Annotated in this window: 12 protein-coding genes and 1 pseudogene; 8 read left to right on the top strand and 5 right to left on the bottom strand. The window is 38.2% G+C overall.

What is annotated here, in order from left to right; all coding sequences use genetic code 11:
* Window positions 1-207: 207 nt before the first annotated feature.
* The 7 genes from IQ31_RS05490 (at window position 208) to IQ31_RS05460 (ending at window position 10,424) form a co-directional block, all read left to right on the top strand.
* On the top strand, window positions 208-1,761 hold the full coding sequence (locus IQ31_RS05490) for a serine hydrolase (protein ID WP_145327376.1): 1,554 nt from the start codon (window positions 208-210) through the stop codon (window positions 1,759-1,761).
* Between the two features lie 120 nt (window positions 1,762-1,881).
* Window positions 1,882-4,335 carry a TonB-dependent receptor gene (locus IQ31_RS05485; RefSeq protein WP_158638801.1) on the top strand — a complete coding sequence of 818 codons (2,454 nt, stop codon included), beginning with the start codon at window positions 1,882-1,884 and terminating at the stop codon, window positions 4,333-4,335.
* A gap of 185 nt (window positions 4,336-4,520) precedes the next feature.
* On the top strand, window positions 4,521-5,354 hold the full coding sequence (locus IQ31_RS05480) for an endonuclease/exonuclease/phosphatase family protein (RefSeq protein WP_158638799.1): 834 nt from the start codon (window positions 4,521-4,523) through the stop codon (window positions 5,352-5,354).
* 124 nt (window positions 5,355-5,478) lie between these two features.
* Entirely contained in the window at window positions 5,479-6,240 is a 762-nt protein-coding gene (locus IQ31_RS05475; protein WP_145327373.1) for a DUF6882 domain-containing protein, read from the top strand.
* 253 nt (window positions 6,241-6,493) lie between these two features.
* Window positions 6,494-8,098, top strand: a complete 1,605-nt coding sequence (locus tag IQ31_RS05470; RefSeq protein WP_145327372.1) for a sensor histidine kinase — start codon at window positions 6,494-6,496, stop codon at window positions 8,096-8,098.
* On the top strand, window positions 8,095-8,847 hold the full coding sequence (locus tag IQ31_RS05465; RefSeq protein WP_244294356.1) for a LytR/AlgR family response regulator transcription factor: 753 nt from the start codon (window positions 8,095-8,097) through the stop codon (window positions 8,845-8,847). The genes IQ31_RS05470 and IQ31_RS05465 overlap by 4 nt, the downstream gene beginning before the upstream one ends.
* A 239-nt stretch (window positions 8,848-9,086) precedes the next feature.
* A complete protein-coding gene (locus tag IQ31_RS05460; RefSeq protein WP_145327371.1) occupies window positions 9,087-10,424 on the top strand; it encodes an ArnT family glycosyltransferase in 1,338 nt (445 codons plus the stop codon).
* Between the two features lie 57 nt (window positions 10,425-10,481).
* Here the strand turns inward: IQ31_RS05460 and IQ31_RS28195 are convergent.
* The 5 genes and pseudogenes from IQ31_RS28195 to IQ31_RS05435 form a co-directional block, all read right to left on the bottom strand.
* A pseudogene (locus tag IQ31_RS28195) lies at window positions 10,482-10,628 on the bottom strand (helix-turn-helix domain-containing protein); the annotation flags it as partial.
* A 36-nt stretch (window positions 10,629-10,664) separates the two neighbouring features.
* Window positions 10,665-11,066 (bottom strand): (R)-mandelonitrile lyase, encoded by a 402-nt coding sequence (locus IQ31_RS05450; protein WP_145327370.1) that lies wholly within the window; start codon window positions 11,064-11,066, stop codon window positions 10,665-10,667.
* A 132-nt stretch (window positions 11,067-11,198) separates the two neighbouring features.
* Entirely contained in the window at window positions 11,199-11,777 is a 579-nt protein-coding gene (locus IQ31_RS05445) for a sugar O-acetyltransferase (RefSeq protein WP_120334553.1), read from the bottom strand.
* 46 nt (window positions 11,778-11,823) lie between these two features.
* Window positions 11,824-12,879, bottom strand: a complete 1,056-nt coding sequence (locus IQ31_RS05440) for an alpha/beta hydrolase (RefSeq protein ID WP_145327369.1) — start codon at window positions 12,877-12,879, stop codon at window positions 11,824-11,826.
* Window positions 12,880-12,967: 88 nt separating this feature from the next.
* On the bottom strand, window positions 12,968-13,846 hold the full coding sequence (locus IQ31_RS05435; protein WP_145327368.1) for a helix-turn-helix domain-containing protein: 879 nt from the start codon (window positions 13,844-13,846) through the stop codon (window positions 12,968-12,970).
* Between the two features lie 479 nt (window positions 13,847-14,325).
* Between IQ31_RS05435 and IQ31_RS05430 the strand changes: the two genes are divergently transcribed.
* The gene (locus tag IQ31_RS05430) at window positions 14,326-15,210 is read left to right on the top strand and encodes an AraC family transcriptional regulator (RefSeq protein WP_158638797.1); all 885 of its coding nucleotides are present in this window, start codon (window positions 14,326-14,328) and stop codon (window positions 15,208-15,210) included.
* The last annotated feature ends 65 nt before the right edge of the window (window positions 15,211-15,275 follow it).

Genomic DNA, 15,275 nt, shown 5'->3' with positions numbered 1-15,275 from the left:
ATCATTTTAAAACTTCTGAATTGTTTGACTTGTAAGATCGCGGGATAAGAGTGAACGCTAGAATTAACGAAGTTTAATCTTCTGTAGCGCCAGTATTCTTCTTTCTTTTACTAGGAGCATTCGGGGATAAAATAGCTAAAGCTAATGTCTTCAGGAGTTTGCGGGAATCAAGTTGAATAAGTATTTTCGTATAAATTCCAACTTGATATGAAATTCCTTTTAACCTTTATTTTTTGTTCCTGCTTTTCTTTTTCACTATTTTCTCAGGTTGGGAAAGTAGGCAGGCAGAAAGATCAATTTGAAGTAATTGATTCTGTTCTCGGCCAAGTTTTAAAAGATCATCATGTGGCGGGTTTTGCCGTTGCGGTTGTGAAAGGCGATAAAATAATTTATAATAAGGGATTTGGTTATCGTGATTTCGCGAATAAAAAACCCGTCACACCCAATACGCTTTTTGCAATTGGTTCAAGCTCCAAAGCTTTTACTGCTTCATTGTTAGGTTTGTTGAGAGCAGATGGCAAACTAACATTTGAGGACAGAGCGGTATCTTTACTGCCAACGTTGCGGTTTTACAATGATGAGATGGATAATCAAATCGTTGTTAAAGACCTAATGGCTCATAGGACAGGCTTGTCCCGCTATGATTTATCTTGGTTTCTGTTCAATAGCAAAAATAGAGATAGTCTGATTTCGCGGGTCAGATTTATGAAACCCAGCTCAGGCCTGCGAATGAAATGGTTCTATAATAACTTCATGTACCTTGCTCAAGGAATGATTGTGGAGCGATTGAGTGGTAAGACATGGGAACAAAATATACAAGAAAAGTTTTTTGCCCCCCTACAAATGACCCGTTCTAATACCGATCTCTTAGCATTTCAACGAGACAGCGATGCTTCTTTGCCCTATACACTTTCCAAAGATAACACGATAAAACTGATTGATTATTATAATATTAGTGGTATGGGCCCAGCAGGAAGTATAAATAGCAGTGCTAATGACATGTCTAATTGGGTCAAGGTTTGGCTCAACCGAGGTTATTTCAATGGGAAAGAAATACTTCCTGCAAATTATATAAATGAGGCCGCGAGCTCCCAAATGGTGATGGATGCAGCTTTACCAGACAAACATAAAGATGTCTTCCTTTCCAATTATGGTTTAGGCTGGATGATTGGCTCCTATAGAGGACATTATCAAGTAGAACATGGTGGAAATATTAACGGATTTTCTGCGAATGTGGCATTTTTTCCAACAGATACACTCGGAATTGTCGTATTAACCAATCAAAACGTATCTAAAGTTCCTACGGTGGTCAGAAATTCTATAGCGGATATACTTCTTGGTTTGAATCCAATCGACTGGAATGGTGAAAAAAAGGCTGAAATCGACTCACTGCGTCATATTAAAAAAGAAGACGAAGAAAAGTTGCCCGTTACAGCGACGAAACCTTCCCATTCCTTAAAACAGTATACTGGTTCTTTTGAAAATCCTGCATATGGAATTATTGAGGTAAGGCTGAAGGATAACAAGTTATACAGTGAACTCGGTTATGAGAGGGTTGTTCTCATCCACCGACATTATGATGTTTTTGACCCGCGGTCTGTCGATAAAAATGGGGTAGCGGATACTGAACCAAGTAATCTTCTCTTTAACTTCTCTAGCGATGTGGACGGTCAGATTCAAGGTATAGGAATTCTATTGGACGGTAGTGAAAAACCAGTTATGTTTGATCGTAAACCCAGTTCCGTTGCTGCATCGCGATAACAGAACAATCGTATGGACCAATAAGATGAAAAGGAAGGTGCCGATGACACGCTTAAGCCAGTTGCCACAGAAAGGATGAGGTGTCAAACTGTAATTGAATATACGAAAGCAGAAGATTGGATGGATTTTAGAATTGGCAACTTTCGAATGACTTCTTTACCAAAATTCTTATTAATTGGGATATTCTTCTTATGGAGCGGAGCCCTTTATGGGCAGGCTACGGAAAATATCGTGCAGGGTAAGGTCGTCAATCCTGATCACGTACCTGTTTTCCTGGCTACAATAAGCTTATATAGTATTGATAGCAAACTGATAGCTAGTTCAATGACAGATAGCACGGGCTGTTTTCGGATTGCGCATAGACTAACGGGTAACTATTATTTGTTGATTAAGCACCTTGGTTATAAAGAGTTGAGGAGCAGTTCGTTTAACCCGTCCAATGGCAACGTTGGGACACTACATCTTCTCCGACAGGAGAATACACTGGAAGCGGCAGAAGTCGAAGGTAAAAAGAAGTTGTTTTCTGTAGATGGAGGTACAGTCGTCTATCATGTAGAGAATAGCATAGGCTCACAGGATATATCAGCTCTCGATGCTTTGAAGAGATCCCCTGGTGTGCAGATAGAAAACGATACAGACATTACACTCAATGGGAAAAGTGGGGTACAGATCCTTCTGGACGGAAAACAAACTTTTCTTTCAGGAAAAGAACTTAGTGATATATTGAAATCGATGTCATCCAATAACCTAAAATCCATCGAAATTATCAATAATCCAAGTGCCAGATATGATGCCACTGGAGCTGCAGGTATAATCAATATCAAAACCAAAAAAAATCAGACAAAAGGATTAAATGGAAACATTTCCACGGCCTTTGCCTATGGTGTCAGTCCCAAAAAATTGGAAAACCTTGCATTTAACTATCGGGTTAATAGGATTAATGTCTATGGAACTTACAATCATACATTGGGGTATTACAATTACCTCTATGGTACGGATCGCCAGCAAAATGGAAAGTCGTATGACAGCCATACGATCGACGTGGACAAACGTCAGAAAATGGCGGCTCAAGTCGGGGTCGACTATTTTATTGACGAAAAGAATACGGTCGGTTTTTTGGCAAATGGCAATTTTATCTTTGGAGGAGGTCTCACCAATACCGCTACAGCCATTACAACACCGCCTTCCAGCACGGTTGAGGAAACGCTGGATGCCATTAACGATTATTACGGGCAGAATACGAAACGCTACAATTTTAACCTGAACTACAAATACGAAGATACAATAGGGCATAGTCTAAATATTGATGCCGATTACGGTCTCTTCGGTAAATGGAACAAAAACCTGCAGTCAAATATTTACCGTGACAATCAGTATGTCGTTACTGACGAAAATCTTTACCGTACTCTTAATGATATCGATATTGATCTAAAAGGATTAAAGATGGACTATGCAACACGGTTGTGGGGTGGGAAGTTGGAAACAGGTGCCAAATACTCCGCAGTAGGCTCGAAAAATAATGCAAACTTTTACCATGTCAGACAATCGGAAGATAGCCTAGACAATAGACGTTCAAATGATTTCCACTTCGATGAGCATATCAGCAGTGCGTATGTTGACTACAAACGGTCCATTGGTGCCTGGTCTCTACAGGGCGGGCTGCGACTAGAATATGCTAGCTCCAATGGTACCCTACTTTATCAGGAGTATGGGACAGGTCTCAACGAGCATATCAATAGAAAGTTTACTAACTTTTTCCCCTTTTTTTCCATTGCCACACAATTGACTGCTAAACAGATGCTGTCTTTGTCTTATGCCAAACGTATAGAAAGGCCAGCATATCAGGATCTTAATCCTTTTGTATATATGCTTGACGAGCTTTCATTCTGGAAAGGGAACCCCTTCCTGGTACCTTCATTGACCCAAAGGTTTTCGTTACTTTATTCCGTGAAAAATTCGACAATAATAGGCATAAACTATGCCTATACAGACCAATTGAATGCAAAAGTAACCGATACACTGGAACAGGATAAAATCATGATGATCAGTAAAAATGTGGGGACACAGCAACATTGGTCCCTGTCCCTGACGCAGACTTATTCGCCTAGGCCCTGGTGGGACATGACTTTCAATGGCTTGTTGTATTATATCCATAATGACGTTTCCTTTGACCAGTACCAAAATCTCAACTTGAGGCAGACTGCGGGACGAGCCGGTCTCCTTCAGACCTTCAAACTCCCTTTTCAGATGCGGGCAGAAGTTTCGGTGGTCTACAATTCAAAACGACTCGGTGGGGCCAATACCATCAGTAGACCGGTTAGTCAAGCGGACATCGCGTTCCAAAAATCTGTATTAAAAGACAAAGCAACAATACGACTGGCTATCACCGATATCTATAAAGGTAACCAAGTTAAATACACGCAAAATTTACCAGGACTGCTTTCGTCAAGTTATGGCTACTACGAATCCAGACAGGTACGTCTGAGTTTCAACTATAGGTTCAGCAGTGGAGCGACTAAGGATCAACGTAATCGCAAATCGGCTCTCGAAAGCGAAAGGGGCCGGATACAATAAGATATCGGCACCGTTTGTACATATTTATTTTTTAATATTGGCCCTGCAATACATTGATGAATCTTCTAAATTTGAAATCTATAAATTAATAAAGACACGACATGAAGTTTACTATTTTCTTTTTAACATTAACATTTCTTTGCTTTAACTGCGAAGCCCAAAAGCAAGCTGAAATCTTCAAGGTGATGTCATGGAATATATTGCACGGAGCAAATGATAGTGAGGATGGCAAAGCCCATGCGGTACAGATTATAAGAGAAATAAATCCGGACATCATATTGATGGTGGAAACTTACGGTTCCGGAAAAGAAATAGCTGATTCCTTAGGGTACAATTTTCATTTAATTGCTCCCGAAGGAACAGCTTTAAATGATAAGAGTGTTAATTTGTCCATCATATCTAGGTGTCCTTTTGGTGAACGGATTGACACTGAATTTCCATTTTATCTAGGTGGAAGAGAAGTTATCATCCACAAGCAGAAAATCAGATTATTCTCGAATTGGTTTCATTATTTACCATGGGAAAACGAGCCCGAAAATTTGGGTAAAACAGCTGCCGAACTTCTTATTTGGGAAAGATCGGGAGCTAAATATGAAATGATACAAAAGGTATTGCCCTATCTAAAAAAATATGCTGCACAAGCGGATTCAATTCCTATGATTCTTGGTGGAGACCTCAATACGCCGTCTCATTTGGATTGGGGCAAGGATGCTAAGAAAATACATAATAATCTGGTGGTTCCCTGGTATTCAACAAAAGTATTGGCCGATATCGGACTGGTGGATACTTATAGAACCTTGAACCCCAATCCCATCACACATCCAGGTATTACATGGCATACGAAAGGGGAAAATGATGACCATCGGATAGATTATATATTTTACAAAAGCCCAAAGTTAAAAGCGTTAAAATCTGAGTCTTATAAGGTGTTCTTTAATGAGCCAATCAAACTGAACGGTAAAGAAATTTTATACCCTTCTGATCATGGTTTTGTAGTGACAACATTTAAGATAAGGTAAAAACGATCTTAAATATATCATACAAGTATTGCTGCGCTTATCTATTTTTATCATTTTTATATCGATTCCTAAATAATGTGATAGAAATATTTTCTTAACTGCTATAAATTTAAAATGTAAAAGGTTGAAAAAAACAGATTATGAACAGTTTGCTGGTAAAAAATGTCAGGAACTTATACAGATCCAGGAAAGATTTAGAGCGCAGTTTGAGCTAAGCAACTATCAGCAATGGTATTATGACGCTGAACTTGCGCTTCTGAGGTTATACAATAACGATGAATATCAGATTTATCTAAAATATATTCCGATAGGTACTTTTTCGTTTACATCAGAAACATGGATGTGGAGCTGGTTCAATGAGCATAGTGTCGAACCCAATAAGGGGAATATACTTGCTGTTAAAGATTTTGGAATCAAAAACAATTATACCAAATTGACAGAAGGAACTTTCCCTGCAGATGAATTCGATTGTTGGGAGTTTGCGGCGATTTCTTTGGATATGTTGGATGGCATGGGGCTTTATAGGGTAAGCACAGAAAAGCTCCAAAGTTATTTCCTGATCACTGCTGTTCTGGATGAAAATTCTCGGGAAGTTGTCCATTTCAACCAGGCAAAAGTAACATGCAAAATCCATGGCTTGTCGAGACCAGCATTTATATGCCAGCATCTTGATCTGAAAAATCCTAAAGGTTTTGAAGAAAGTTTCGATACCTATAAAGGGATGGAACTTGATGAAGAAGATGATTTTGCAGCTTGGTGCGATGAATGTGAAAGGGTCAGAATGAAATATAATGGTTGGAACGAAGACTCAGAAGAATTTGCGAAGATCAAACTTGTTTGTGAAGATTGTTACTTTGAGTTGAAAGACTTTAATAAGGCCGAGTAATTATATTATCCGTCTTTGAATTGCATATGTCGTTACCGATCCGGGGGAAGAAACTGCCTCAACTTGGAAGATAACAGATTTGCAACTTTCCATATCCAATGGGACAAACCAACAAAACGTTTAAAATATCGACTAAAAAAAGATTGAATCCTGACCCTAGAGTATAGTTTACCAAGTGAGCGGAGCGCAATACTGTTTTTGCATTTTTTTTAATTTAATAATTAGGGAGTTTTGTAAGTGTAAACTAAAAATCATGAAAAAAAACACGTTTTTACTAATCGCTATATTCTTTTGGATACCAATTTTTGCTCAGGTCAGCAGCAAGGACGAGCAGTATCCTATAGATAAAAAGGTAGAATATTATTTAGGAAGTATCGATATTGGAGGAATAAGCGTCGGAGCCTCCTTCGATACCTGGAGTAAAATTAGGAGCTATGCAAACAGTTTTCCCAATGTCAGTAACAAAGCGCTGACTTATGTCAACAATGGAAATAGGGTACAATTTAAAATTCGAACTAAACTACTTACAGGCATAAAGAACTATCGTTTTGCTATTGTCGATGATTTAAAAAATACGTTGTTATCCGGACGCTTAGAAGATCTGACCTTCAAAAAGCATGGCATATTTGGATATATAGCAGAATTGCCAATAACGGAGATTCGAAATAAGAACATTTCTGTAACCTTATATAACGAAAAAAATCCTTCACAACAGGGAACCGCTATTATCTATAACACGTTGATCCCAAAAACTGAAATTATCTTTCTTGGAAGAGAGGTAATTGATAGATCAAATAGATCAGCGGTCGAAATGAAAACAGATGCGTCGAAAATTATCTTCGACAAGGATGTTAAGGGTTTGATGGTTGCTGTTAAAAAAAATGATTACAGTTCCATTTACTCATTATTGGTAAAAGAAAAGAAAACTGGTAAGGTTGTATTTAAGAGTAACTCCTGGAATTACAGTTTTTACACTGTAGATGGAATAGAGCAACCGAATATTTCAATTGGCCGGGAGAATTTCAAAAATTCGGGAGAGTATGAAATCATTATTCGACCAGAATTAGAGAAGATGACGGAGAAAGAGATGGAATCGTCTAGTTTCAGACAAAATGTCAAAATACAAATTGATAGAATTTTCTCTATGAAAGATATGATCATGTGGTCTCTTTCATTAATTATTATCTTTAGCATTATAAGCTTTCTTCTAATTTATGTACTGCGTAGAAGAAATAGAAAAAAAATCCGAGAACAGAGTTTAAATAAAAAAATATCGGAAACAAAACTGATCTCGATTCAGGCGCAACTCAATCCTCATTTTCTTTTTAATTCACTTGCTAGTATTCAGAGTTTTATAAATAACAATGATGTGGACAATGCAAATAGGTATTTAAGCAAATTTGCCCGTCTCACCCGAAATGTGCTGGACAGTGAATTGGTGAATATACTCGCGGACGAGCGAGATCTCTTAACTGATTATCTTCAGATGGAACAGCTACGATTTGGCTTCGAATATGGGATAAATGTTAACGATCTTGATCCCAATAATATCGAAATACCGACAATGCTCCTACAGCCGCTGGTTGAAAATGCCATAAAACATGGAATATCAGAATTGAAGGGAGGAGGAAAGATCGGCTTATATTTTGAGAGGAGGGAGAGTGATATGATGATAGCTATAATAGATAATGGTCGGGGCTATGATGTCGCACATGCACCATTCGGATTAGGAATCAAGTTGACGAATGAGCGTATACAGCTTTGGAATGAATTGCATCCGGAGACAAATATTTTCATAAATACAGAATCTAAGAATACTGGAACATGCGTATCTTTAATTTTTAAAAATTGGTTATGATGATACGTGCTATTTTAGTGGATGATGAAATTTCAAACACCAAAAATTTAAAGGCATTATTGGCTAAGTATTGCCCCGATGTTGAAGTTGTGGCAATCGCAAATACGATTAATGAAGCAGCGAGCTCAATTAAAAATAATAGACCCAATTTGGTATTTCTTGATATAGAAATGGGACGTCAAACAAGTTTTGACCTGCTTAAGAATTTTGAAACGATAGACTTTCAGGTGATTTTTGTTACAGCATATAATCACTATGGTATACAGGCCATAAAACATGCAGCATTGGATTATCTTCTAAAGCCTATTGATATCGACGAACTCAAATTGGCCGTTGAAAAGGCTCGCAAAAACGTAAGTACAATAGCACAAAATTTACAGGTAGAATTTTTGGTTCAACAGCTGACATCAAAACAAAGGTTGCCTAAGAAGATAGCACTTGCTTTTCAAAACGAAACTCGATACTTACTCATTAGCGATATTGTACGTTGTGAAGCAGACGATACCTATACCGTTTTCCACTTACTAAATGAAGAGACAATAACTTCTTCAAAATCACTAAGAGAATACAGCGATATATTAATCCCGCATAGCTTTATTCGGACACACCAAAGTCACCTTATCAATCCCAGGTATATTCAAAGTTGGCTTAAGGAAGATGGCGGGACTTTACTATTGACAAACCGTGAGAAAATACCAGTATCTAAACCAAACCGTGAGCGTGTAAAGAATACTTTGGCTCAGTTGTGAAAACACTTGGCTCTGCAATACATTGATGAATCTTCTAAATTTAAAATCTATAAATTAGGAATGACTCAAGACAATATTTAAAATACCTCATACCAATTGATGACTAAAAGCACCCGGATTATTATTATCATTTTCTGTCTCGTTAAACTGACACTTCACATTATAGCCGATTTCCATTCAGGTTTTCAGGGCGACGAACTGCTACATATAGAAACTGGAAACATCTGGCCTTTGGCTATATGGAATTTCCGCCTGTCATAGGAGTTTTGGCATTTATCCAAAATTTGTTTCACGCTCAATCGGTCTTCATTCATCATCTTTTTCCACATATCGCGACAATACTCATCGTCATCCACCTTGGTAAGACCGTATTTGAACTTGGAGGGGGGAGTATAGCCACCGCTATCGCATTATCCTGCCTATTGATATCGCCGGGCTTCGGAGGGTCACAGCAGTCGTTTCAGCCGGTTGTATTTAGCCAATGTTTTTGGCTGATCTCATTTTATCAGTTGGTGAGGTTTGTAAAATATGAAGACAGAAAATACCTCTGGTATTTAACGGTCTTTATTTCCCTTGCTTTTCTTACGAAATATGATGCACTGTTTTTTTTGGTGGGCATTGCCGCGCTACTGTTCTTTCGGAGAATTCGAAAGGCTTTAGTAGCTGCCAGGTACTGGCAATGTATGGTCGTTGCTCTTCTTATTTTATTGCCAAATATTGCATGGCAATATGCGAACAATTTTCCAGCGTTGCAGATGTTTGCTAGGCTTTATGAGACGCAATTGGATGAACTAACTTTCAGCAAAATTGTTTTTGGACTTTTTTTAGATGTCAATCCTATTACAGCCATTATGCTTATCCCTACATTGATTTTTATCTGGGGTGGTCAAAAAACAAAGCACTATTATAGGCCTATAGCGAGTTCAATTCTACTGTCTATTGTATTTTTGGCCTATTCAAAGGGTAAAGCTTATTACTTTTTCCCGATTGTTCTTACGTTATTGCCCTTTTGTGGTATTTTGTTTGAACATATCATTCTGCCAAAGAGAAAATGGTTGTTAATTCCACTGAGTGTCATTTTATTACTTGGAACTGTTTTGATACCATTTGGTCTACCTATATATTCTTATGCACATTATATGGATCGGATTCATAAATATTTTCCTAAAAATGTAAAAAATGGTAAGGAAATTCTTCCTATGCAAGAGTATATTACCAAGCAAAAATGGGAAACGAGCATGCATGAACTACACTCAGTATACGACAGTTTACCCCTTAATGAAAAAACAAGTTGTCTTATTTGGGGCAAACATTACTCGCAGGCCGGTGCGGTTGAACTGATGAAGAGTACATTTGGGCTCCCGAATGCTTTTTGTTATCATGGTAGTTTCTATAGCTGGTCACCATTGGGGCAAATGCCCCAAACGGTGATTGCCATTTGTTATAACGATACCAGTGATGACTTCTTTTATCCTTTTTTTGAAGAAGTTGTTCCTGTACGAAAGTTGTATAGCCCCTATGCAAGTAGCGAAGGTTGGGTGCTGCAGACGATTTATATCTGTAAAAAGCCTAAATAGGACTTTAACAAAATGAAAGATTTGTTTAAAAGCAGAATATTTGAATAAACATACTACTTACTTTATTTGACTGGGGCGCATTCCAAATTGTTTTTGAAAAGCCGTTGAAAAAGCTTGCGTACTACCATATCCGTATTTTAACGCAATATTGCTGATCGAATCGACATCATTTTGTTGCAGTTCTTCAAAGGCTTTCGTCAGAACCGATTGATGGTAAAATTAAATAGTGGGAAAGCTTCATTATTTATTGGCTAAACTGAATTCTTCTTCTGTTACGGGATTTAGCCAAGTAACCTGAACATCTTCTTTAAAATTAGTGATGGCAACATGCACCATTTTAGTAGCAGTAGTTGCGCCGTGCCAGTGTTCTATATTCTCAGAAATATTGACAACATCACCTTTTTTGATTGCTTGTGCCGGCTTCCCTTTCTCCTGATAGAGTCCATTTCCTTCGATTACCAGTAAAACCTGGCCTTTAGGATGTGTATGCCAGTTTGTTCTCGCACCGGGTGCAAAAGTTACGCTACCTGCGGAGAAATCATTGTTTTTATCCTTTGCTACCAAAGGGGTTAAAAATGCATCTCCAGTAAACCATTCCTTAGGCAATGGTTCCCCTTTGGGGAATATTTCTGCTGTGTTCATTGTATGATCTGTTTTAGTGTTGCAGGCGAATAAACTTATCGCCATAATTGGGATAACGAATAACCCGTTCATATAGTTTGCAATTTGGTCTTTATAAAGACGATCCGATATAAAGATGATCCGAATTCTTTATTATATGTTTTTAATAATTTTTGCCGGAATTCCACCAACAACTGTATTATCCGGTACGTCCTTGCTGACTACGGAACCAGCTGCTACCACCGCATTTTCTCCAATCGTAACGCCGGGCAGGATTGTTGCATTTGCCCCAATCCAAGCATTCTTTTTTATATGGATCGGAGCCACAGTTAACGATTGTCTCTTTTCAGCCTCAATTGGATGGCCTTCTGTTAATAAACTCACTTTGGGAGCTATTAACACATCATCTTCTATAATTATACCACCTAAATCCAAAAAAACACAGTCGAAGTTGATGAAGACATTTTTTCCTATCGTTGTATTCTTGCCATAGTTGATATATAATGGTGTAAATACAGTCGTACTTTCATCTATAGCTGAACCGGTAATCTGACTTAATAGATTTCTTATCTCTTTGGGATCAGCCGAATTGTTCATAGGCACCAATAATGCTTTTGTAGCAAAAGAAGCTTGCTGTAAACGGTATCCCTGGGGATCATCGGAAGAAATACTTTTATTCTTTTTCAATCGTTCAAAAATATCTTCCTGATAACTATTATCTGATGTTTTCATAGAATGGCTAGTTAAATCTCATATGTAATTTAATGAAATAAGTACGTTATTTTAAATTAGCAATAAAGAATGCTGTCAGTTTATCGAATGGAATTTTGTCGAATTGATCATATAAGTCAACATGAACTGCATTGGGGATAATCATTAGCTCCTTTGGTTCGGTAGCAGCTTTATAAGCGTCTTCACTGAAATATCTTGAATGAGCATTTTCACCTGCAATGATTAACATGGGGCGAGGTGCAATTTCCTTGATATAAGAGAGAATCGGCATATTCATAAACGACAAGGGGGAAGTTGCCGTCCATGAAGCATTTGAATTGATAGAACGAGGATGAAATCCACGAGCCGTTTTATAATAATCAAAATATTCCTTGACAAACTGAGACTCACTGCCAGTCAATTTTTTCGGTAAATTGTTTGTTGAAGATGCGTAATATCCGCTTTCGGCATCTTTCCAGCGCTGCAGGCCTAATTGTTCCAATGTTTGTGTACGTTGCGCAGCAGTTATCATATCGTTATAGCCTTTTGACATGACACGCGTCATATCATACATACTGGTCGTTGCTACTGCTTTTATACGTTTGTCTACTGCCGTTGCATTTAATGCAAAACCAGCAAATCCACAGATGCCAATGATTCCGATTTTGCTCCTGTCAATGTTTTTCTGCAGCCCTAGAAAGTCTACAGCTGCGCTGAAATCTTCGGTGTTGATATCTGGCGATGCTACGTTACGAGGTGAACCGCTGCTTTCACCTGTGTAGGAAGGGTCGAACGCCAAGGCAATAAATCCTCTTTCCGCCATTTGGTTGGCATACAATCCAGAAGATTGCTCTTTCACTGCACCAAAAGGGCCACTGATGGCAAGTGCCGGTAGCACTGTGTTGTCTGTGTTTTTAGGGATGTATAAATCACCAGAAAGTGTGACACCATAACGGTTTTTAAAACTTACTTTTTTGCGGGTTACCTTATCGCTTAATTGAAAAGTATAATGATCTGACGAACTATTCATCGGTTTTAAATTTTGGTTTGATTGTACATGCTGCGCGGAAGTCCTATCAGAAAACAGGAAAGACAAGACCAATAATGTTAATGCTATTTTCATATCTGTATTACATTAATTATTACAGATACAAAGGTAGATCAGTATAAAGGGGAGGTGTTAACGATTATCAAACTAAAACTTAAGAATTTCAAACCTCAGATTCCCGGAGCGATTTCGGGTTTGTTCCCGTCAGTTTTTTAAAGAAGTTATTGAAATAAGTAGGATATTCAAATCCCAGCGCGCTGGCTATCTCTGAAATATTCCAGTCTGTATGTTGCAGTAGGGCTTTTGCTTCTGTCAAGATTCTTTCTGAAATCAGCGTCGTTGTAGATTTGCCCGTAATTTCTTTTACAGCACGATTCAGATAGTTGACATGGATGTTGAGGTTTTGCGCATAATCTTGCGCTGTTCTCATTTTGAGCGGACTTGCAGGTGTTTCGATTGGAAATTGACGTTCTAATAGTTCCAAAAACACCGATGCGATACGTGCTGTACCATTCTTGGTTGGGGTATACACTTCTGACGGTTGAAGTTTAAGGGCTTCGTGAATGATCAAGTTGATGTAATTGCGTATGAGTTCATCTTTAAACGTATAATCACTTTCTTGCTCTTCGATCATCTTCTCGAAAAGTGTGTTAAGGAACAAGCGTTGATCCTCAGTGATTTTTAAGACAGGTGTACCTCCGATTTTAAAGAACGGCGATTGCTGCAAGCTTTCCGCGCGGTCGGCCTGTTTTAAAAAGTCTTCCGAAAACAAGCATGTATAACCTGCATAGGTCGTAGAAATGGTTTCCCAGGAATATGGGATATGCGGGTTCCCAAAAAATAGTATCGTGCCTTCTTGTTCAAAGCTTTTATCTGCGTAATGAATCTTGCTTTTACCAGTTGTAAGGCATATTTTAAAGAAATCTTTACGACTATAAACACGTGTAGCATTACTGTCATCCTCAATCTGAAATGCTTTAAAACCCTGCAATCTCAGTTCACTATTGAATTCAGAGACACTTCGGGCTATTTTTGTTTCCATCGGGCAAAGTTAAGAAATTCAAATATAACATTGGATTTAGTACAAAAATAATCTAAATAAAACGGCTGTATTATCTCAACGGCTGTATTATCACAGTGCTAAACTCGACCTTTTTTTATTTTTATCAAACCAATCACTTCAAGCATTTGTCTATTTATTGACGATCGATTCAATTTAGGAAGTTTAGTTTCGGTTGATTTAATTGTATGGTCAGGTTTAATGCCTGGCCATTTTTAAGCTTAGGTTTAGGGACTGGGCTTTTAGAAAGTATACTCCGATCCATAAAGGATTCGTTTATAATTTAGTTAAGGGGCTAGTCGAAAGATTAGTCCTTTTTTTTTAAAATTAAGGAACGATTCTCACTGGATAACGTTCATTGAAGAGCTTCGGATGTTCTGATGTGAAGGAGAAAATAGGCTTTCTATTCACGCTCGCTTGACGAAAAAGTAAATTTGACGAATTCAGAATAAATGCTTATCATGGCCTCTATGATAGTTTATCATCTAAAAGATATACAATATAAAGCTGAAAGGGCAATCACCCCTTTTCATATTTTTGATTTGGACAGGGAAGCTCTCGCAGCTTATAGAGAACCTCATACAAAAGACCATTTTTGCCTTTTGTTTGTTAAAAAAGGTCGGCTCAATCTGCAGGTGGAAGACCGCCGTTATACCGTCAATGCACCTCATATATGTGTCATCTTTCCCGGTCAGCTCTCCGCCAAAGAGTTGCTAAGCGACGACTTTGAAGGCAAATTGATCCTGTTTGACGAAGTACTATTCTGTTCGGATATCCTGAAAAACGAATTGAGTATTTACAACTACAATATCTCCGTAAAGCTCAATCATATTGAATTGCCCGAGGCAGAAACCTCAGAAATAGAGATGTTGCTGGAGCAGGTCGAAAAATCATATCAGGATTTAACATCGATCAAGAAGGAGCAAGCGCGTTTCTACATCAAAATCATCTTACTCAAATTGGTGGAATTTGTCCATACTAAATGGGGAAACAGCCAGCTCAGCAATGAAAACGCAAAGATCTATGGTAAATTTCTGGAATTGTTGGAAAGGCATTATAAAACGGAGCGTACCGTGAGCTGGTATGCAGAAAAATTACAGCTGTCTCCAAAAAAGTTAAATGAAATTACCCGCAAGATTGCAGGACTGACCTCCATAGAAACCATTCATGCGCGGATTATGAATGAAATCAAACAACTGCTGCTGTTATCCAACTATTCGCATAAAGAGATTGCCTTTGAACTCGGATTCAATTCACCTGCGGCACTGAACAAGTTTGTGCGCGCCAAACTGGATGAAACGCCAACCAATCTGCAGCAGCAATTGGCGCAAATGTATAAGACTTAAGTCTATTATGTGATTTGATATGGTTTTATCCTGTTGTTGTATTGGATCAAATGTATATCATATCG

The organism is Sphingobacterium siyangense (assembly GCF_007830445.1).
Taxonomy (GTDB): Bacteria; Bacteroidota; Bacteroidia; order Sphingobacteriales; family Sphingobacteriaceae; genus Sphingobacterium; species Sphingobacterium siyangense.
Note: the sequence above shows the minus strand (reverse complement) of the source record. Positions and strands in the feature narration are given on the sequence as shown.